Annotated in this window: 19 protein-coding genes and 1 tRNA gene; 7 read left to right on the top strand and 13 right to left on the bottom strand. The window is 50.8% G+C overall.

The annotated features are described in order from the left end of the window. Window positions 1–9: 9 nt before the first annotated feature. The 13 genes from D0C16_RS12240 to D0C16_RS12180 form a co-directional block, all read right to left on the bottom strand. Window positions 10–771: a hypothetical protein gene (locus D0C16_RS12240; RefSeq protein WP_151032636.1), complete on the bottom strand. Its 762-nt coding sequence runs from the start codon at window positions 769–771 to the stop codon at window positions 10–12. Then, window positions 768–1946, bottom strand: coding sequence for a tyrosine-type recombinase/integrase (locus D0C16_RS12235; protein ID WP_151032635.1), 1179 nt, complete (start codon window positions 1944–1946; stop codon window positions 768–770). The genes D0C16_RS12240 and D0C16_RS12235 overlap by 4 nt, the downstream gene beginning before the upstream one ends. 214 nt (window positions 1947–2160) lie before the next feature. Next, the gene (gene ychF, locus D0C16_RS12230; protein WP_151032634.1) at window positions 2161–3252 is read right to left on the bottom strand and encodes a redox-regulated ATPase YchF; all 1092 of its coding nucleotides are present in this window, start codon (window positions 3250–3252) and stop codon (window positions 2161–2163) included. Between the two features lie 129 nt (window positions 3253–3381). Next, complete coding sequence (locus D0C16_RS12225) at window positions 3382–5430, bottom strand: NPCBM/NEW2 domain-containing protein (protein WP_191968704.1); 2049 nt, start codon at window positions 5428–5430, stop codon at window positions 3382–3384. Further along, window positions 5423–6697: an acyltransferase gene (locus D0C16_RS12220; protein ID WP_151032632.1), complete on the bottom strand. Its 1275-nt coding sequence runs from the start codon at window positions 6695–6697 to the stop codon at window positions 5423–5425. The genes D0C16_RS12225 and D0C16_RS12220 overlap by 8 nt, the downstream gene beginning before the upstream one ends. 175 nt (window positions 6698–6872) lie before the next feature. Beyond that, window positions 6873–7463 carry an aminoacyl-tRNA hydrolase gene (pth, locus tag D0C16_RS12215; protein WP_151032631.1) on the bottom strand — a complete coding sequence of 197 codons (591 nt, stop codon included), beginning with the start codon at window positions 7461–7463 and terminating at the stop codon, window positions 6873–6875. Between the two features lie 126 nt (window positions 7464–7589). Beyond that, window positions 7590–8198, bottom strand: a complete 609-nt coding sequence (locus tag D0C16_RS12210; RefSeq protein WP_151032630.1) for a 50S ribosomal protein L25/general stress protein Ctc — start codon at window positions 8196–8198, stop codon at window positions 7590–7592. Between the two features lie 129 nt (window positions 8199–8327). Next, a complete protein-coding gene (locus tag D0C16_RS12205; protein ID WP_151034916.1) occupies window positions 8328–9257 on the bottom strand; it encodes a ribose-phosphate pyrophosphokinase in 930 nt (309 codons plus the stop codon). A 163-nt stretch (window positions 9258–9420) separates the two neighbouring features. Beyond that, window positions 9421–9495 (bottom strand) — tRNA-Gln (locus D0C16_RS12200). A 13-nt stretch (window positions 9496–9508) separates the two neighbouring features. After that, window positions 9509–10354: a 4-(cytidine 5'-diphospho)-2-C-methyl-D-erythritol kinase gene (gene ispE / locus D0C16_RS12195; RefSeq protein WP_151032629.1), complete on the bottom strand. Its 846-nt coding sequence runs from the start codon at window positions 10352–10354 to the stop codon at window positions 9509–9511. Between the two features lie 19 nt (window positions 10355–10373). After that, window positions 10374–10985, bottom strand: coding sequence for a lipoprotein insertase outer membrane protein LolB (gene lolB / locus D0C16_RS12190; RefSeq protein ID WP_151032628.1), 612 nt, complete (start codon window positions 10983–10985; stop codon window positions 10374–10376). After that, on the bottom strand, window positions 10982–12724 hold the full coding sequence (locus D0C16_RS12185; protein WP_151032627.1) for a tetratricopeptide repeat protein: 1743 nt from the start codon (window positions 12722–12724) through the stop codon (window positions 10982–10984). The genes lolB and D0C16_RS12185 overlap by 4 nt, the downstream gene beginning before the upstream one ends. A 56-nt stretch (window positions 12725–12780) precedes the next feature. After that, entirely contained in the window at window positions 12781–13314 is a 534-nt protein-coding gene (locus tag D0C16_RS12180; protein WP_151032626.1) for a hypothetical protein, read from the bottom strand. Window positions 13315–13497: 183 nt separating this feature from the next. Between D0C16_RS12180 and hemA the strand changes: the two genes are divergently transcribed. The 7 genes from hemA to D0C16_RS12145 all read left to right on the top strand — a co-directional run bounded on the left by hemA (window position 13498) and on the right by D0C16_RS12145 (window position 21064). Then, window positions 13498–14814, top strand: coding sequence for a glutamyl-tRNA reductase (gene hemA, locus D0C16_RS12175; protein ID WP_151032625.1), 1317 nt, complete (start codon window positions 13498–13500; stop codon window positions 14812–14814). Then, the gene (gene prfA / locus D0C16_RS12170; protein WP_151032624.1) at window positions 14811–15893 is read left to right on the top strand and encodes a peptide chain release factor 1; all 1083 of its coding nucleotides are present in this window, start codon (window positions 14811–14813) and stop codon (window positions 15891–15893) included. Before hemA ends, prfA begins: the two co-directional genes overlap by 4 nt. 102 nt (window positions 15894–15995) lie before the next feature. Then, a complete protein-coding gene (prmC, locus tag D0C16_RS12165) occupies window positions 15996–16859 on the top strand; it encodes a peptide chain release factor N(5)-glutamine methyltransferase (RefSeq protein ID WP_151032623.1) in 864 nt (287 codons plus the stop codon). Beyond that, the gene (locus D0C16_RS12160) at window positions 16856–17599 is read left to right on the top strand and encodes a molybdopterin-synthase adenylyltransferase MoeB (RefSeq protein ID WP_151032622.1); all 744 of its coding nucleotides are present in this window, start codon (window positions 16856–16858) and stop codon (window positions 17597–17599) included. Before prmC ends, D0C16_RS12160 begins: the two co-directional genes overlap by 4 nt. Window positions 17600–17689: 90 nt before the next feature. Next, window positions 17690–18253, top strand: coding sequence for a TIGR00645 family protein (locus D0C16_RS12155; RefSeq protein WP_151032621.1), 564 nt, complete (start codon window positions 17690–17692; stop codon window positions 18251–18253). A 59-nt stretch (window positions 18254–18312) separates the two neighbouring features. After that, the gene (locus tag D0C16_RS12150; RefSeq protein ID WP_191968702.1) at window positions 18313–19827 is read left to right on the top strand and encodes a winged helix-turn-helix domain-containing protein; all 1515 of its coding nucleotides are present in this window, start codon (window positions 18313–18315) and stop codon (window positions 19825–19827) included. A 109-nt stretch (window positions 19828–19936) separates the two neighbouring features. Then, window positions 19937–21064: a hypothetical protein gene (locus D0C16_RS12145; protein ID WP_151032619.1), complete on the top strand. Its 1128-nt coding sequence runs from the start codon at window positions 19937–19939 to the stop codon at window positions 21062–21064. Window positions 21065–21104: the final 40 nt, after the last annotated feature.

Genomic DNA, 21104 nt, shown 5'->3' with positions numbered 1-21104 from the left:
GCTCCAATCTCAATCATTTTTTTCAATCTTTACGTGCTTCCAAAAAGGGTCTACCAGGAAATATAGTTCTGACGCTTTGGTTTCTAGTGTTGCGGCATTAGCTTCATTTTTTAGAGTTTTCCCGCGTTTTATAATGGTATTAGTCGTTGTCCAGCTGAGCTTTTCTTCGCCTGCATCCAAAAGTGCCAACATTACACATCGCATACTGGTGGATGTGTATTTATGGATTTGTGGTAATAACTCTTTTTTGGTATTTTTTTGATTGACTGATTCTTGAGGGGCTTCTTTTTTGTTGGGATGATCATTTCTGCTTGCGCAGGGTATGCCGAACATTTGAAGAGTGTTGACAATACCGACTGCATTGAGGTCATCTTGGATTTTTCTGATTTCCTCATGTTCCCCTTGTATCGCATTGGCAAGTGCTTCTGATTTTTCTTTGAGCTTGGTTAGTGCGAGCAATAGTTCCGATAGTGGGGCGTCATTATGCTCGTAATCAAGTGCTTTTCGATCCTTTTCTTGTAGTGTTTCAATGGCGTGTTGCAAACGCCTCGCGTCAGTTCCTACTTTTTCAATAGATCGTCTGCGGTCTCTCTCGACTGCTAGATTTTTTGTTCTCCAGCCATTGCTTAGCATGAAAAGAAACTTTTCTTGCAATTCAGTAGGGTGTTTTCTGAGTTCTTTCGATTCAAGAATGCTGTTCACAAGGTGTTGCCTGAACGCGGCTCTTCCTTCTGGGTCGTCAGGATAATAGATCTCCTTATCACGGCTCATTTATCAGTTTCCTTTTTCCACTGTTCGAGTTTATTGGCCCAAGCTTGCATCATTTCTCTGCGCTCATCCAAATAAGTTGCATGATTGTAGCTGCGGCGCACCCCATTGGGATCTGCATGCGCGAGTTGGGCTTCAATCGCATCGGGTCGATAGCCAATTTCGTTGAGGCGTGTGCTACCCGTTGTGCGTGTGGCATGTGGGCTAAAGGTTCCGCCCCATTTAAGTTTATTAAGCGCTTGGCGAAGCGACGCGGCAGACATTGGTGCATTGCGATCATCGCGACCAGGAAATAGATGTTTGCGCTGCCCTGTTAGCCCGTGAAGTACGCGCAGCATTTGTATGGCTTGATCGGGTAGGGGAATGATGTGCTCTCGCCGCGCTTTCATTCTTTCCGCAGGAATTTTCCACAATGCCTTTTCAAAATCTATTTCGCTCCATTCTGCCTCTGCTGCCTCGCTTGGTCTGCATAGGGTCCACCACATTAACTGCATGCAATAGTTCACCTGAAACGTGCAGCGGTGATTATCAAAATCATTAAGCAGCTTGCCTATTTGTTCGTGAGTGAGTGCAGTTTTGTGTTGGGTTTTATTGGCAGGCAGCGATTTTCTAACTGGCCATACCGGGTCCATGTCTGCCCTCAGTGTTGCTACGGCAAGTTCAAAAATGCTGGACATGGTGCGCTTGGCTTCGGCTGCGACGCTAGGAGCTCCGCGCTTATGGGTTTTGGTCAGAATATCTAATACATGAGCAGGAGTTATATCTCTGACAGGTAATTTACCGATGCTTGGAAATACCACTCGCTCAAGCATGTCCAGTCGGCGCGCTTTGGTGATGTCTTCCCAGTCGCGCAGGGTAATCCATTCTCGGGCGATGCTTTCAAAGGTGTTGCTCGCATCTTGCGTGCGCTTGATGCGCTGGATCACTCGATCTTGTACAGGGTTGATTCCTGTTTTAACGAGCTTGCGGGCTTCTTCGGATTTTTCTCTTGCTTCTGCAAGGCTAACGCTGGGGTAGTCTCCGAGCGCAAGCCATGAGGCTTTTTCGTTTACTTTGAAGCGGTGGCGCCAGGCTTTTACACCATTAGGTTTTACTTCGAGGTAGAGCCCCTTGAAGTCATTCAGGCGGTAGAGTTTTTCTCTCGGCTTGGCATTGCGGCAGTGAGCATCGGTGAGCATGGTGCAATCCTGAAAAGTGACTATGTATTGATCATATACACTTTTTTTGGATTGTTCCAACCGCTGTATACACTTGTGTAGTCACAAATTTATTGAATGCACCGGAAATCATCTGAAACCTAATGAAATAAAAAAGCCACTAAAATCAGTGGCTTAAGTTTGTTTTTGGCGATTTTTGAAATCTTGGGGAATCTAGTGAAATGCTATATTTGGACTAGACGTTAAACAAGAAGTGCATTACGTCGCCATCGCGTACGACGTATTCCTTGCCTTCTTTGCGTGATTTTCCGGCATTCTTTGCGCCTTGTTCGCCGTTGTATTGGACGAAGTCTTCGTAGGCGATAGTTTCGGCGCGGATAAAACCTTTTTCGAAATCGGTGTGAATTACGCCGGCCGCTTGCGGAGCGGTTGCACCTACCGGGATGGTCCAGGCGCGGACTTCTTTTACGCCGGCGGTGAAATAGGTTTGCAGTCCGAGTAGTTGATAGCCGGCGCGGATAACGCGGTTCAAACCGGGTTCTTCCATGCCCATTTCATCGAGAAATTCTTTTTTGTCGTCGCCTTCGAGTTCGGCGATGTCAGCTTCTAACTTGTTGCAAATCGGTACCACGATCGACTTTTCTTCTTCGGCAATTTTGCGAACTACATCGAGATGCGGATTATTTTCAAAACCGTCTTCCGAGACGTTGGCGATGTACATGGTCGGCTTGAGGGTGAGCAGGTTGATTTCTTTCAACAGTGCTTTTTCTTCTTTGTCGAGCGGGAAGGAGCGCAATGGTTTGGCTTGATCCAAATGCGGTTGGATTTTTTCCAACAGCGCTTTAATGGCGATAGCGTGTTTGTCGCCGCCTTTTGCGGATTTGGCGTAGCGGTTGATGGCTTTGTCTACCGCTTCCAGATCGGCAAGTGCGAGTTCGGTGTTGATGACTTCGATATCGGCAGCCGGGTTTACACCGTTGGCAACGTGAATGACGTTGTCGTCGTCGAAGCAGCGTACAACGTGGGCGATAGCATCTGTCTCGCGGATGTTGGCGAGGAATTTGTTGCCGAGGCCTTCACCTTTTGATGCACCGGCGACAATACCGGCGATGTCGATAAATTCCATAGTGGTGGCGATGACACGCTCGGGTTTTACGATTTCGGCGAGTTTGTCCTGGCGTGGATCGGGTACGGTTACGATACCGGCATTGGGTTCAATGGTGCAGAACGGGAAGTTTTCGGCGCTGATGCCGGCGTTGGTCAGTGCATTGAACAGTGTTGATTTGCCGACGTTGGGCAGGCCGACGATGCCGCAGTTAAAACCCATGGTGATGTCTCTTTGAGTGATTAGGTTGCCGGGGACAAAAACGTGGGCGGCGCAACGCTGCCCGAAAAAGGGCGGCATTATAGCCGGTTTGGTTGCAGGCGGGGCGATCCTTGCCCCGTGATTCTGTTTTTAGGGGGCGCAGCGCTTGATGGTTGGTGCCAGCCAGAGTCCGTGATCGCAGCGGTTGTGATAGCCGGCTTCGGTGGCGAGAGTGAGCTTGCTGGCGGCGCTGATGGGCACCTTGGTGAACTGGATGTCGCCCGGACGCATGTGGCCTGAATTAAAGACCGGTTTGCCATCCAGCAGAATTTTAAAGGTCATCCCGTCTGAGCAACCGGAGCTGGAGGACAGCCCCATACCGATTTCGAGTATTTCATCCGCAGGGTTGAGTTCCATGCTCCACTGGCTGTCGCCATGAACCCCAAGCCCGGAATAAAAACTTTGGTCAGCAATGGGTAGCCCGCCGTAGTAGGCCCCCACTTCATTATTTACGCTGAGGGTGCCGTGATCCTGTTTGCCGGAGAACCCACTTAAATCCAGCGGGCGATAGCAGACGCGGTCAGCTTGACCTTTACGGGTAATGGCGGCGTAAAAGCCAAAGGTCTTAATATTAAAATCCAGCGGCGAAAATTGATGGAGTTCGGATTTGTGAGCGACCCAGTAATTGCGATTGACGATGCGGTCCGCGTTGATGCCGAAGGTGACTCGGCCAAAACCTTCGACATTGGCAAATGGCGAGGTTGGGTCGGGGATAATCGCCGTAGCCACATATTCCTTCGGGCTGGGGCGTAAGAAGTAGAGACTGTTGGTATAGACGCTGTGCTGGGTCACCGTTATCGGGGCATCTGCCGGCGCTTCTGCCGCAATTGCCGTGAGCGATTCCCCAAGGCCCGGGAAAAAGTTCTCGGTAATCCGCTCTTGCCAGGAGTTGAAGTAGTAGAGAGTGAAAAACGTCCCCACCGCGAAGAGGCTGAACTGGGCAATTTTATTCCAGAGCGTAAATCCGCTAACTAACCAGAACCCACGGGCGGATAGCCATAGTGACGGTAGCCAAATGAAATTGATGCGATTGATGTTGGCTGAGGTGCAGCAGGCGGTTAGCAGCGCGCAAACCAGCCACGCGAGCATGAGTTCGTCAGTCAGGTTGCGTGCGCGCAATGCATAGCCAGCACCCAGCATCAAGAAGGGGGTTAAAACCCAAAGCTGGGGCCCCCAATGAGGCGCGGCATTCCATGGCAGGCCGTCGTCACGTGCTCCGAGCAACATTCGGAAAACCTCGATGGCATTTTTTGGGATTTGGCTCCATCCGTTTTCAGCCAGCGGTAAAAACATCCCGCTGTAGCGAGCCTCGCTTGGGTACTTTGGAATGGTGATTGGGCCCCACGCTAAATGCCCTGACCCAAAACTGTTGTTTAGGATAAACGCCATTATGGGTAGGGCGACAAAAAAGGCGGCAAGAGCGCTGATCAGCAGCCACGTAAACGGAATTGAGCGTTGACGAGCTACAATTATCCAGGCGCAGAGTAAAAACAGCGGTGCGAAAAAGTAAGCAGTACCGTAGGCATAGACGGCGCTTGCCAGAACTGCTGAGCCCCCAACCAGCCAGCGCAGGTCTGCTTTGGCTTTGGTCAGGCAATAGACCGCAAGCAGTGCGACGGGCGGGGCAGCATTGGACTCCAGCGCCCAGCGCGATGCCATTAGGTGCCAGGGACTGGTCGCTATCACCAGTAGTGCCCAAAATGCCAGTTGCTGATCCTGCCGACGACCCAGTCGCCAAAAAATCCATAATCCCATGATGCCCAGGCAGGCAGCGGCGAGCCTGAGGTTCCCAACACTGGGTCCACCCAAGGCGATAAACGGCATGGACAGGTAGGCATAAAGCGCGTTTTGGCCGCTGCCCCAGGCAATAAAGTGGACCGGCCAACTGAGTCCGTGGCGGTCAATACCTTCACTTAAGAGTGCCCAGGCATCATAGCCAGAGGAGGCTTCATCTTGATTAAGGCCCCCCGGGTACTCGCCCAGCCACAGTATGCGCGCTGCGGCGGCGAGAACGAACAGGGCGATGGTGGCCCAATAGAGTGAGTAGCTAAAGCGCGCTGGTGAATGTCTACCAATGGGCGCCATAGGTAATACCAGGTTCGATCCTAGCTCAAAATGTTTTGGTAACTGATTAGTCATGGCGCTGCTCCACCAGTTCATTTGTCCTTTGGCTGGGTTGGTTGTTGCTCATCGAATGCGAGGGGTCAACCGAGGTTGGGGCGACTACGGGTGCTGGAGGGTTAAGGCTGCGCAGCCAGCGTGCGAGTTTTGTCGTGTTTTGCATCGCAGGCCATTCAACCCAATGCCAGCTGAGCGCAGAAATAGCGACTATTACCGGCGTGATTGCGATCATCAACAGAACATGTTGTTGCTCTGTCATGGCGATGCTGGTTTCCGGGCTGAGGACCCAGTTAAATGTCAGATAGAGTACAAGTCCGTGAAGCAAGTAAATGCCGTAGCTGATATTACTCAGTGCCCGACAACTGCGACTTGTCAGTACGCCAAACAGATTGGTGCCCGCAGCGATGCTGGTGAATGCCACCGTCAGGATCAGCAGACGAGTGTAGTATTCGTTGGTGGTAAAACAGGTGTAGCCAATGATCAGGCACGCTAGAGCTACCCAGTTCATGCCGCGAAGTAGCCGGCGTAATTCCGTGTGGCGAATTGCCAAAGCGGCAACGAAACCTCCGACGAATCCCCACAGCAGAGTGGAATCTAAACCCCAGTAGCTGAAGGTTAGCACGCAGGCCGCGCTGATCAGCAGCCAGGGCAAAGGATTGGTTTGGCTGCGACTGCCGAGCAGCAGGCTGACGGCAGGTAAACACAGGTAAAAATACCACTCGTAAGGAAGTGTCCAAACAACGCCGGCGGTTAGGACATGAGTATTTGGAAAACCATTGATGTCAGCGTGGCTTGGGATAGTAAAGAGTAGCCAGTGGCGCAAACTGGTCCAGAACTCATGCCAATCCTGATGCATGGTAAAACTGGACTTAACGGTAATCAGGGCGAGGATAAATAGCAGGACTGTGAAATACAGAGGCCCCAAGCGCAGCAGTCTCGAGCAGTACAGCCTGAGCCAATCCAACGGTTTTTGGCGTGCCTCCAATAGCTTATGACCAAACAAAAAACCGCTGACCATAAAAAACAGGCAGATGCTGGTTTGTCCAAAATTTTCATAGAGCACTGAGTCGCCGCCGTGCCAGCCTTGTCCTCTGGAGTAATAAAACCAGTAGACGCTATGGTGTATAAACACCGTTAACGCCAATAGGCCGCGCAAGCCATCCAGCGCAGCAAATTCGTGAGTATCGCTTGCGGCTGTGTCGCGCACAAAAAAGCGAGCGCAAACGAGCGCCAATAAAGTAATTAACACTGGCTGTAATAAGCCATTGATAGAGAGATATGCCATGGTGGAGCCGTCCTGAGCGAGGCAACCTGGTCAGAGGTTGATTTTATTGTTTTGTTGGGGATTGCCTGGCGATTCGTTATTGTTGGTTTGTAGTAGTGACTTGCGGTTGCGCATCCTAGCAAATTGATGGGCAGCTTTTCGACTGTTGGTTGCGTTATAAATGATTTTTATGGTGTTATTTTTTGGGATCTGTATGTAGCTTTTTCATTGCTGAATTCCAGTCCCCTTTAATTGCATCAGGCGTGCATTGGATTGCGCGCGCGATTGCATTATCAATCAATTCCTGCTCGGAGGATGGGGCGCGTTTCAGTACAAAATTCGCAACGAGTGGCGCGGCTCCGGGATGGCCAATCCCCAAACGCAAACGAGGAAAATTTTGGTTATTGCCGAGTGCCGCGATAATATCGCGCAGACCGTTGTGGCCACCGTGGCCACCGCCCAGTTTAAAGCGCGCAACGCCGGGTGCTAAATCCAGCTCATCATGCGCTACCAAAATGGCAGTGGGGGGAATTTTGAAAAAGTTCGCCAGGGCGCCCACGGATTGCCCGCTGCGATTCATGTAAGTAGTGGGGATTAGGAGACGTAAATCCTGCCCCTGAAAATTGGCGCGTGCGCTATAACCGAAATATTTGTTGTCGGGCTGCAACGTAACGCCCAGCGTACGCGCAAGTTCTTCGACAAAATCTTGCCCGGCATTGTGGCGAGTGCGTTCGTATTCATTGCCAGGGTTGCCAAGGCCGACGATTAATTGAATTGCATTGCTCATGAGAATATTCCGGATCCCGATTTTCGACGGTATCTTTTTGCAAAATACCTTTCATTAAAAGGTGCGCAGTATCAATAAAAAAGGGCGGGGTCCGAAGACGCCGCCCTTTGGCATAAGCAAGAAGAATTACGCTTCTTCGCCTTCTGCACCGCCTTTCGGCTTAACGATGGTGGCAACCGCCAAATCGTGGTCCGCACCTTTTTGCAGATCAGCAGAAACAACGCCGGTTGGCAGTTTCAGATCGCTGATGTGCAGGATGGTACCTACTTCTGCATCAGCCAGGTCAACTTCGATAAACTCAGGCAGTTGATGTGGCAGGCAGATGATGTCCAGTTGGGTCAGGTTGTGAACTACTTTGCCGCCCTGGATTTTCACGCCTTTAGAAGTAGCTTCGTTGATGAAGTGCAGGGGTACGTGAGTGTGTACCTTGGTTGCTTTATCAACGCGTAGGAAGTCCAAGTGCAGTACTTGTGGCTTGGATGGGTGACGTTGAACGTCTTTCAAAATCACGTCTTCTGCAGCACCATCTACGCTCAGGCTGATGATGTGAGAGTAGAAAGCTTCGTGTTCCAAGTGCTTGATCAGCTCTTTGTGAGAAACGCTTACGCTTGCCGGGTTTTTGTTGCCGCCGTAAATAACTGCAGGAACTTGATCAGCCAAACGACGCAGGCGGCGGCTCGCACCTTTCCCCAAATCGTTACGGGCAGTTGCATCTAATTTAAAGTCTTCAGACATTTTTCCGTCCTCAATTTTCCGTACAGATCCGCGACCAGAACCTGACGGGTTTCAGTAACCACAGTACGAAATGTAATGTGGCGGTTTACCAGAGCTATTCTTCCGCTTAGCGGAACCTTTAAGGAGGTCCTAGCGGAACATTGCACTCAGGGATTCTTCATTGCTCAGGCGACGCATAGCTTCGGCGAGCATTTTGGATAGGGTCAAGCTGCGAATGCGCGCGCAATTCTGCGCCGCTTCGCTCAGCGGGATGGAGTCGGCAACAACCAGTTCATCCAGCTCGGAGTTGTTAATGTTATCGATCGCCTTGCCGGACAATACCGGGTGGGTACAGTAGGCAACTACACGTTTGGCACCGTGTTGTTTCAGCGCTTTCGCGGCGCTGCACAGAGTGCCGGCGGTATCGATAATGTCGTCAACCAGCAAACAGGTGCGGCCTTCAATTTCACCGATAATGTGCATCACTTCTGCAACGTTAGCGCGCGGGCGACGTTTATCGATGATCGCAAGATCGATTCCCAATTGTTTGGCGACAGCACGTGCACGCACTACACCGCCGATGTCGGGTGATACTACGATCAGGTCTTCAAATTTTTGTTGCTCAATGTCTTCCAGCAGTACCGGTGAGCCGTAGACGTTGTCTACTGGCACGTCAAAAAAGCCCTGGATTTGTTCCGCGTGCAGGTCAACGGTGAGTACGCGGTCAACGCCAACGCCAACCATCATATCGGCCACCACTTTGGCGGTGATGGGCACGCGGGCGGAACGTACACGGCGATCCTGACGTGCGTAACCGAAGTAGGGGACTACGGCGGTAATGCGGCCGGCAGAGGCGCGACGCAGCGCATCTACCATTACGATCAATTCCATCAGGTTGTCATTTGTTGGTGCGCAGGTGGATTGCACGACAAACACATCGCGACCGCGAACGTTTTCATTCAGCTCGACAGCGATTTCGCCATCGGAGAATTGCGATACTGAAACATCACCCAGCGGGCGGCCCAGATGCTCCACAATTTTTTTGGCGAGTTCGGGGTTTGCGTTGCCGGTAAAGACCATTAAGTCAGTCACGTCAGATACCTTTTGCTGATTGCCGGAAGATAAAAACCAGAGCCGAGTGTCTGTCTGCGCGAAGCAGGTTTTTTTACCCTTGGGATTTTAGCGGAATACACGGAAATCGCTAAACACCGGGAATTTTTTAACGAGGAATCTGAGAGAAAAATGGCAGGGGCGGAAGGACTCGAACCTACGAATGGCGGGATCAAAACCCGCTGCCTTACCACTTGGCGACGCCCCTGTTATGACTTGATTTAGACGTCTGGAAGCAGTTTGTAGAGTGGTGATTGGTTAACACCTTGCGCTACAAAACCGGGTAGATGTTTAGGCAATTGCGCCTGCACTTGTTGTGCTTGTTCTACCGACTCAAAGCTTGCAAAAACACAGGCTCCGGTTCCAGTCATCTTTGCGTTGCGATCAAATTTCTGTAGCCAGGTAACTGCTTCATTCACGGGTGGATAAAGCGATTTTACCAAGGCTTCGCAGTCATTTTTACCGCCCCGCTCAAGGAAGGCCGCCACTTTAATGGCCGAAGTATCTCTTGTCAAATCTTTGTTAGAAAAAATTTCAGCAGTGGATACGTGGCAATCAGGTTGCACAACCAGAAACCATTTTGCTGGAGTTTTGACAGGCAAAAGTTGCTCGCCCACGCCTTCGGCCCAAGCGGTTTGCGCATTGATGAAGACGGGAACATCCGCACCCAGGGTTAAACCTATTGACTGCAATTGTGCTTTGCTCAAATTGCAGTTCCATAAATGGTTGAGCGCAACCAGTGTGGTTGCGGCATTGCTGCTGCCGCCACCAATACCACCGCCCATTGGCAGGCGTTTTTCCAGTTGGATATCCACACCTGCGTTAACGGGTTTGAAGGGGGCAAGTGCGCGCACGGCTTTGATAATCAGGTTTTGCTCAAAGGCGACGCCGGGAAGTTCCGGTTGCAGGCTGATGCGGCTGTCGGTATTGGGCGTGAAACTAAGGGTGTCCCCGTAGTTGAGCAACTGAAAGAGTGTTTGCAGATTGTGGTAACCATCAGCGCGACGCCCGGTGATATGCAGGAATAAATTTAGTTTGGCAGGGGAGAGCAGGGTCAAGGTTGGCATAGTTATTTTGATGTGGTCTTTACTGTTGAGGGCCAAGTTGCCATTGTCGAATCGCGAGTATCAGGCGTACATCGCCGTACTCAGCGGTAACCTTGCCCGGCAGGGCGAGGGTTTTGCCGGAAACGGTTTGATCGCTGTAGTTGCTGTAGGTGATTAGCCAATCGCCCTGTTGCAGTAGGGCGATAAGCCCGTCGCTGTTTTGCTGCAGCCGGGTGATGCGACCCTTGGGGGCGGGAACGCCGCGCACCCAGTAGGCCAATTGGGTAACAGGCAATGTCCAGCCTAACTGTTGTTTGATTAAGGCCTCCGGGGTTTTGGCTTCTTGAATCGGCTCGCCAGTTTGCTCCAGACGTACCTTGCCGGGTTTCCCGGTAATGATCAGGCGCTTCTGGCCGAGTGGTCCAGCGAGGTTGAGTTGGTAGCCGGACGTGTGCTGTGCCCATTTTAAGCTGGCGCTGCCACTGTCGTCGGGGGTGCGAATACCCAATTTGCCACTCAACTGCCAATCGTCAATCGCTTGGACTTGTTGTTGGTGTTCGCGCAGGTTTTCCGGCGGTGTTAAGCCCGGACGATGGACGCATGCGGTCGCCGCGAACGCCAGCAGGAGTACCATCAAGCGGGAGAAATTCATAGATCAGCCTTTAGGCGTTGTAGGGTTTCCTGGATGACCGGGTCACCCGGTGCGAGCTTTATGCCCTCTTCCCAGATGCGGCGGGCCTCGTCTTGTTCGCCAATCATCCACAGGATTTCGCCCAAATGCGCGGCGATTTCGGGATTGGGGCCAGTATTAAAAGCGCTGCGCAGCTGGCTGAGTGCCTCGGGATATTTGCCAAGGCGATAGAGCAGCCAGCCCATGGAATCCATGATGGCTGAATCATCGGGTTTGAGGCGCAGCGCTTTATCCAAGAGCTGTCGGGCCTCGTCGTAGCGTTGGGTGCGGTCGGCCAGAATATAACCCAGGGAGTTAAGGGCGGACACATTATTGGCATCCAGTTTTAATATTTGGCGCAGATCCTGTTCGGTTGCAGTGAGTCGGTTGCGCTGGTTGTTCAACATGGCGCGTGCAAACAGCAGGCGGGTGCTGTTGGGATAGTTAACCAGCCCTTCGCTAAGTACCTTGTCCGCTTCAGTCAAATAATTGTGTTTGACCAGGGTTTGGCCGTGCAAGGTGTAAAGTGCTTCGCTCTGGTCAGGAAAGCGCAGGCGCACCCGGTTCATATGTTGTTGGGCGCTGAGGAAATCCTGCTGGCGCACAAAAATATCCAGCAGGCTCAATGTAGCGGAGAGAAAGTCGTTGCCACTATCGACTTGCAAAAAATGAATAATTGCTTCCGCTGAATCCTGGCGTGCTTCCGCCATGCGACCCAGATAATAGTGGGCTGTTGATAGGTGCTGATCCTTGTCGAGTAGCGCTTCAAAGGTTTTGCGCGCAGTTTCGGTGTCCTTTCGCTCCATGGCAATTATGCCGAGCGAGAGCAGCAATTCCCCATCCCCTGGGCGCTGTTTCACCAGTATCTGAAATTGTTGCTGGGCCAGATCCAAGTCATGATGAGTGAGTATGCGTGCGTACTGCTGGCGCAGGCTGATGTTGTCCGGATAGAACTCCAGCAGGGTGGCCATTTTGGCAATGGCTTCTTCGTCGCGCTTAAGTTGATGCAGCAGATTGGCTTCCAGAATGGCTGCCGGAATACTGCGAGGGTGTAGCTTCAGCGCTTGATGAGTGAGGTTCATTGCCTCCTCATACTTGCCTTGTTGTTGCAGCAGTATGCCGGTGCCAACAATGAGCTGTTCATCTTGGGGGTGTTGTTGAAGCTGACTGGCAAAATCGCTCAGTAGCTTGGCTCGTTCTTCATCCTGCAGGCGGGCTGCGTTGGCGGCGATGTTCTGAAACAGTGGTTCGCCCCCTTGATCCAGCAAGCGCACAGAATAATTAAAGGCCTCACGTAATTGTCCTGTTTGTAAATACGCCATGGAGGTATTGGCCAAGGCATCTTTGTTTTCCGGGCTGGCATCAACCCAGATTCGCGCCATCTCCAGCGCCAGGTCATTGTTATTCAAATAGCGGGCAATCAGCGTGGCGCGCTCGGCAATTTGCGGATCATGGGTTTCGCGCGCTTGCTGGGAATAGTTACTTAACGCCAAATCATATTGTGCGCGGCTGCCGGCAATTTCGGCGGTTAACAATGAATACAGAGTTTCGGTGGGAAAGGGGCGCGCTGGCTGCTCTATGCGTACTTCCATAGGAGGCTTGATTGGCGCTACTTCCTCCGGTTCCGGGGCGGCCACACTGCGGGCGGATTGCAAGCTGCATCCGCTCAGGACCCAAAAGAGTGTGACACTGGAAAGGATTAGCGGGCGATGTTTGACCATGCTCAACCGAATGAAAATTAACGGCGTGCTGAACGGCAGCACGGCCAGTCATCATATTAAAGTCCGGTGCGCCGTGCCAGTGCAGGATGGGTTTCCATCAGGTTGCGGGTGTAAAGATAGGTCTGTTGGATTAAATAAGCGTCTCCACTCGCCCTGTGACGTTTGATGTCCAATTGTTTCGCCAAGCGCTTCTTGGCCGCGTCCCACGCTAGCAGTTGGGCTTCGGTGGAGATCATTTCAATGGGGCTAAGGTGAAAGACGGGGTTGATTCGCGCGGCGAAAAAAAGACGGTTTAGCCAGGGACTGTCATGGGTCCAGGCGTCGCTGTAGGCGGTGATGGCACCGATGAACTGGTTGAGTTCTGTGCAAATCTCCTTCGGGCTGCGCCCCCGGCGTTCGACCAGTTGGCGCGATATGCCGTGCATAGCTTGGGCACTGCTGCACCAATGTTGCCAGTCGGGTTCGGGGCGTATCAAAGCGCAATAGCGCTCGCCGCTACCTTTGACTACACCAATTTCAATGGGATAACTGCGCGAGCCAAATCCCGAAGCCTCTATATCTATAATGGTTGGGTAGCCGTGTTTGCGCATAAAGCATCTGTTCTCCGATGTTGCGTTTGAGTATAGGCGGATAAGAGAAAAGCCGCGCCAACTTAATGAGATAATAAAATGTGCTCTAATAAATCGCGTTTATGACAGGAATATAAGCTTGCCTCTTGTCACACCGCGTCCATGACCGGACAATACCGGCCTCTAAAACGATACGCGCCATTCATGACCCTGTTAGCTTTTGGTATCAATCACACCACCGCCCCTCTTGCCCTGCGCGAGCGAGTTGCCTTTGCGCCGGAAAACCTCCATTCCGCCATGCAAGAGGCCTGTGCCCATGCCGGTTTGGCGGAAGTGGCGATACTGTCCACCTGCAATCGCACTGAGATCTACGCCAGTAGCGAGAGTGACGCACGTGCGATCCAGCAATGGCTGGTAAGTCACACGGCGATCGAGGCTGATGATCTGGTCAAAAGTTACTACTGCTACCAGGATCAGGACGCCGTGCGCCATATGATGAAAGTCGCCGGTGGTCTGGACTCGCTGGTGCTAGGTGAACCGCAAATTCTGGGCCAAATGAAATCGGCCTTTGCCTCGGCGAAAGAAGCAGGCACCTTGGGAGCGGAATTACACGCTACTTTTCAGCAAGTTTTTAACATTGCCAAGCGGGTGCGCACCGAAACGGCGATCGGCGAGAACCCGGTCTCCGTTGCCTATGCGGCGGTAAGTTTGGCGCAACAGATTTTTTCCAATCTCAAGCAAGACACAGCGCTGCTTATTGGTGCGGGTGAGACCATCGAACTGGTAGCTCGCCATCTTGCCGAGCAGGGCATTAAACATATTATTGTTGCCAATCGCACCCTGGATCGCGCCCAGCGGTTAGCGTCTGAATTTAGTGGCGAAGCCATTTTGCTGGCCGATATTCCCGAGCAATTGCATCGCGCGGACATAGTGATTTCCTCCACCGCGAGCCAATTGCCTTTATTAGGAAAGGGTGCGGTGGAATCTGCACTGAAAAAACGCAAACACAAGCCCATGTTTATGCTCGACATCGCCGTGCCGCGCGACATTGAAGAGCAAGTGGGAGAGTTGGATGACGTTTATCTTTATACCGTGGATGATTTGCACGCGGTAATTGATGAAAACAAAAAATCCCGTGTGGCGGCAGCAGATCAGGCTGAAGAAATTATCAATGAAGGTGTCGAGCAATTTTTACGACATCAGCGTGCCCTTAATGCGGTAGAAACAGTAAAAGCCTATCGCCAGAAAGCGGAACAAATGCGCGATGCAGAATTGCAAAAAGCGCTGCGTAGTTTGCAAACCGGTGCGAACCCTGAGCAAGTTTTACAAACGCTGGCACGCAACCTGACTAATAAATTAATTCACTCGCCGACAGCCGTATTAAAAGAGGCGAGTGCAGGGTCCCGCCACCATGTTTTACAAGTTGCGCAGGAACTGTTTGACCTGTCGCTACCTGTTGCCTCCATAGAATCTGTTAACTCCGCTGCTAATAACAGCAGCGATGCAAGTGAGCCACAATGAAAGCATCGATTTTAGAAAAGCTGGATCGCCTGAAAGAGCGCTACGAAGAAGTTAGCGCGCTCTTGTCAGAGTCCGAGGTCATCAACAACCAAAACAAATTCCGCGATCTCTCCAAAGAGTACGCTGAGCTTGAACCTGTGGTGCAGGGCTACAAGGCTTACTTGCAATTGCTGGCGGATATCGAAGAAGCCAAACACCTGCTGGTGGATGGCGATGACGATATGAAGGAGATGGCGGAGGAAGAGTTAAAAGACTGCGAAGCACGCGTTGAGCCTATGCAGTTGGAGTTGCAAAAATTATTGCTGCCAAAAGATCCCAACGACGAGAAAAACTGTTACTTGGAAATTCGCGCCGGCACCGGCGGCGATGAAGCAGCGATTTTCTCTGGCGATCTTTTCCGCATGTATTCCCGTTTTGCTGAAACCCAGGGCTGGCGTGTGGAAGTGTTGAGCGAAAACCAGGGTGAACACGGCGGCTACAAAGAAATTATTACCCTGGTGAGTGGTCAGGGCGTGTATTCAAAATTGAAATTTGAATCGGGTGCGCATCGCGTGCAACGCGTCCCTGAGACTGAATCGCAAGGGCGCATCCACACGTCTGCGTGTACCGTCGCGGTAATGCCGGAGGCCGACGAAATGGAAGAGATCAATATCAACAAAGCTGATTTGCGTATTGATACCTTCCGCGCCTCCGGTGCCGGCGGTCAGCACGTTAACAAAACCGATTCGGCGATTCGTATCGTGCACTTGCCCACTGGTTTGGTGGTGGAGTGTCAGGATGAGCGCTCGCAACACAAAAACCGCGCGCGCGCCATGAGTTTGCTGGCAACCAAATTAAAAACCATGCAGGAAGATGCCGCGCACAAATCCATGGCCGATGAGCGTCGCAACCTGGTGGGTTCGGGCGATAGATCCGAGCGCATTCGCACTTACAATTACCCGCAAGGGCGGGTGACAGATCATCGTATCAACCTTACGTTGTATTCCCTCGACGCCATTATGCAAGGCGATTTAAATCCGGTGGTTGAGCCGCTTGCGCATGAATATCAAGCCGATCAGCTTGCGGCGATTGCGGATTAATTTTTAGATATTTATATCAAAGTAGGTTGGGCAGCAATGCCCAACATCGCTCCCCGAATGAAATTTTGTTGGGCATTGCTGCCCAACCTACAGTGAATCTCTATGAGCAACATCACCGTTGCACAATGTCTGCAGTTAGCGCCAGAGCTGGAAAGCATTAGCGATTCCGCTCGACTTGATATTGAAATTATTCTCTGTCATATCCTGCAAAAAAATCGCACTTGGTTGTTTACCTGGCCAGATAAAACACTCACCGTCGAACAGTCCGAAGTTTTCAACGCTTTTTTTCTGCGCCGCAAAAACGGTGAACCTGTTGCCCATATTGTTGGTCAGCGCGAGTTCTGGTCGTTGCCATTAGCCGTCAATAATTCCACCCTGATTCCGCGTCCGGATACCGAGTTATTGGTGGAAACCTCGCTCGAATTATTTGCGCAGGATACAGCCGAACAATGCCGCGACTGTCTGGATTTGGGCACTGGCACAGGTGCGATTGTGTTGGCGCTTGCCAGCGAAAAACCCCGGTGGCAATTGCTGGGGGTGGATAAATCGGCTGACGCGGTTGCGCTGGCGGAACAAAATCGCGCGCAGTTAAATTTCAATCAGGTGCAAATTCGCCAAAGCGATTGGTTTGCACAAATAAAATCGCAACACTTTGATGTGATTGTTAGCAATCCTCCCTACATTGATCCGCAAGATCCGCATCTCGAACAAGGTGACGTGCGCTTTGAGCCTCGCTCAGCGTTAATTGCCAATAACCATGGCCTGGCCGATATTGAATTGATTATTCGCGAAGGGTGGAATTATTTGCGCAATGATGGCTGGCTGTTGCTAGAGCACGGTTACGATCAAGGTGCGGCGGTGCGCGATTTGTTATCTGCACGCGGATTTGTGGCAGTAGAAACCCGCCGCGATTTGGGTGGAAATGAGCGAGTCTCATTGGGCAAAAAGCCACAGGAGCCAACGTGAACGACGAACAACTGCTGCGTTACTCGCGTCAGATAATGCTGCCGGATGTGGATATCGACGGGCAGGAAAAATTATTGGCAGCGCGCGTGCTAATTATCGGCTTGGGTGGTTTGGGCTCGCCAGTGGCCATGTATCTCGCCGCTGCTGGTGTCGGACATTTGGTGTTAGCGGATTTTGATGCGGTGGATTTAACCAATTTGCAACGTCAAATTGCGCATACTAGTGCGCGAATCGGTGTCAATAAAGCTGTGTCAGCGGCGCAAAGTTTGCGCGAATTAAATCCGGAAATAGCAATCGAGTGCATTGAAAAAATCCTGGATGCAGACAATCTTGCCGAACAGGTTCAACAGGCGGATGTAGTGGTGGATTGCACCGATAATTTCGCTACGCGTTTCGCCATTAACGCTGCCTGCGTTGCGGCAAAAGTTCCGCTGGTATCGGGCGCGGCAATTCGTCTGGAAGGGCAGGTGGCGGTATTTGATATGCGCAATGAAGCCTGCCCCTGCTATCGCTGCTTATATGAAGAGGACAGCGACGATGCGACCTGCGCGGCCAATGGCGTACTTGCACCGTTGGTGGGAATTATCGGCTCCATGCAGGCACTGGAAACGATCAAACTGATTTGCGGATTCGGCACCAGTCTAGCCGGCCGTTTGTTGCTTTTGGATGCGCGCCATATGCAATGGCGGGAAATGAAATTACCCAAAGACCATCAGTGCCCCGTATGCGGGGCTCCTTAACCAATCTTGCTTGCTAGCCTCTTGTGTTTTGGCGGCGTGGCTAATTAGTATTGACGCAATTTATTTTAATTTAACCTCACAGGTGTAGTGATGAACGATAAATCTACTGGTTTTGCAAATAACTTTTTCCCCAGGCTGATTTTCAGCTCGCGCTGGCTGCAATTGCCTTTGTATTTGGGGTTGATTGTTGCTCAATGCGCATACGTATATTTGTTTCTACATGAGCTGTGGATATTGGTTACTGGCGTCTCCAAGTTGGGCGAGCAGCAAATTATGTTGATCGTGTTGGGCTTGATTGACGTGGTGATGATTTCCAACCTGCTGGTGATGGTAATTGTCGGCGGCTATGAAACGTTTGTATCGCGTTTGCGACTAGACGGACATCCTGATCAACCCGAATGGCTCAGTCATGTGAATGCCACTGTGTTGAAAGTAAAACTGGCGATGGCAATTATCGGGATTTCGTCAATCCATTTGTTAAAAACATTTATCGAAGCGGGCAATATTGGAATGGAAGGCGCCAAATTTACGAAGGAAGGTGTGATGTGGCAAACCATTATCCATATGGCTTTTATCGCCTCCGCTATTGGTATTGCTTACACCGATCTGTTAATGCAAAAAGTCAGCGCCAGCGCTAAAGCAGCGCATCATTAATACACTAAAGAGCGGCAGAAGCCGCTCTTTTTTTGTCTGTTAATTTCAGGGTAAAGGATGTGACTATCGAGCCAAATGTTATTTATCGCATTGACGGTTTTACTATTAATGCACATTTTCGCCAGGTTGTTAGTTCACAGCAGACCCTCAGTGTTCGTCCTAAAACCTTTTCACTGTTGCTCGCTTTTCTGGAAAATCCCCAACAAGTTTTAACCAAAGAGTTTCTGTTGCAAAAAATTTGGGATGATGTTGCTGTCGAAGAGCAAGTGTTGGTTCAATCTATCCGCGAGTTGCGTCAACTGTTTGCCCCCTTGGATGTAATTCAAACTCATCCGCGTAAGGGGTATGCCTGGGTGGCGCCAGTGGAAAAATTGCCGCCCCCGATTGAGCCCACTGTTCAATTTCAATCCCAAACCCAAGCCCGATCGGTACATTGGTTAGCACGAATGCCTGGGGTAGCAATCCTGGGCGGTGTCGTTTTGCTCTGTGTATTGGGTGTTTTTGCGTTTAAGTATTTGGTCTCAACTCAACCCGACACGAAAAATATTATCACGGTCTTGCCCATCGAAAATCGCACAGAGGGCGCCAACTTATCCTGGGTTCGCCTGGGGTTGATGGATCAGCTTATTCAGTCGTTACAGTTATCGCCTGGGGTACAGGTATTTGATGTGCCCTATGTTCTGCATTTGCTGGATGTATCCCGGGTTGATGTAAATAATCGCGTGCAGCTCGCGAATAGAATCTTTGAGGTTTCTGGATCGAGTTTGGTAGTAGATTTGGAATTGTCGGGTTCAGTCAATGACTACCGACTTAGATACCGCTTGTTTACACGAACAGATCAAACCTCGGGTGTGCTGATCGATAGTCAGCTGGATAAAGTGGTCGAGAGTCTCGCGGCGATTGTTGCGACTAAAGCCGGTGCGCAATTGGATCTTTCTCGTGTAAATGCGGAGTTTAATTCCAGTTTGGTGGGAGAGGCTTGGGAAAAGTGGAGCCTCGGGCAAACGGATGCTGCCATGGCATTACTGAACACTGCCGTCACGATTGAACCGGAAAATTATTTAGCGGCGCAGTTACTGATTGAATCGACGCAGCTTCAGCAATCCTGGCAGCAAGCGAAAGACCATACCAGGAAGATCATCGCTGTTGGTGAGCCGCGCCGTTATAGCAGGATCTACGTATTTTATTACTTGTTGGCGCGGGCTGAGTTTGCTCTGGGGGAGGTCGAGCAAGCCAGGCATTCATTATTTACCGCACAACAATTTGCCGAACAAGCCTATGACAGTTTGTACCAAGCCTATATTGCTACCTTGGAGGGAGAGATTGCCCAACAGGTCGAGGATCTGGAAACGGCGGAAAAATTTTATCAGGCGGCTATGGGGCACCATAAAACAATTGCGTGCCCGATTGGTGTGAGTCTGGTGGGGCTGAAGCTAATGGAAGTTTACAAGCAGCAGGGACGAGATGATTTATTCACCGAGCAGCAACAGCAACTGACCGAGCTAGTGGAAAAACATAAACTTCCAATTGATGTATTGCTCGAAGCGCCGGATAAAAAGTTGGTTGAGAATTAGTCTGTCCGGTTGGGAAGCGGCCATTTTCATAAAGTTTTATAAAATTTAATTGGATTTAAGCAGCGCTGCCCGAGGAAAGTTGCCCGATTACAGTTAACGGGCAATCCTTATGAAATCGAATCCAATCCGCTGGCGCAGTTTTATTAGTCTCTCCATTTTTCTTGGGCTGACCATTCTTTTTATCTCTTCACTGCTGATGTTTTTGCAGCCGCATCAGGAACTCGTAGCCTTGCTGCATACCATCTTTGGTTTCTGGTTGTTGCTATTATTGCTTTGGCACATTAAAAATAATCTCAAACCGCTGAAGACATACCTTCGCAATCAGGGGCCAACCAGAATCAATTGGGTTCCGCTGGGCAGTCTTGGGTTGTTTGTTCTACTGCTGTTTCTGGTGTATCTCCAATTTGGCCCCTTTTTACAGTTTTATCGCTGGGGACAAACACTGCGTGCCGCGTCTGAATCGGAAATGGACCAACAGCAAACCTATCACCTTCGCAAGGTTCAGCCTGCGATAGCAACAGGGGAGCAGTTGACGATTGAGTTTCGCAAGGGCCCATTTTTTATGTGGCCCCAGTACGCTATATGGCTTGAGACCCTGGACGGTAAATTTATCCAGCCATTGTATGTAACGGGAAAATTGGCCAATAACAATTTTTCCAATAAAGTAACGCGCAAAGACCCACAGCGGGTTTTTACCGAAAATCCGTTTACGACCGGCGAGGATGAAAACGAGATATTTGAGTACCAATGGGACACGGCCAGCAAAAACCAACGCATGCGCCCTGAATCATTACCGGTGTTTTTGCATAAGTTAGGGCTAACCTCTTCTGGCGGAGCCATGGTGCCTGAGTCGTCTACACCGGAGTTGGATGCCTATGCCGGTGCGACATTCCTCGAGAACTTTTTGCTTTCAACCCGCGCCTTGGCGGCTTTGCCAGAGCAATTTCGAATTCGCATGGAGATTAATCAATCATTCGACTTTAATCAGTATTACTCCAGCGACCGTTTTCCAGACGATAAAATTTATTCCGGCAATGGTTTCTCGGCGCAACCCTCGGTAATTTACGAAGCGATTGTGGATCGCAGAGACAGAGATCCAATTTATATTCTGAAACTGATTGGACAGGGGCATCACTCAGGTCGGGATGGCGAGGTGAATCCAGATACCAGCAAATTAACAACTGCAAAACAGCTGATTGACCGGGTTATTGTTGAGTTCCATGATGGAGTCGAGTGACTCCATTCAATATTTGAGAGCGGGCATGAGCAGCCAGTCT

This window comes from Cellvibrio sp. KY-GH-1 (assembly GCF_008806975.1).
Taxonomy (GTDB): Bacteria; Pseudomonadota; Gammaproteobacteria; order Pseudomonadales; family Cellvibrionaceae; genus Cellvibrio.
This window is presented reverse-complemented; position numbering and strand designations above follow the sequence as displayed.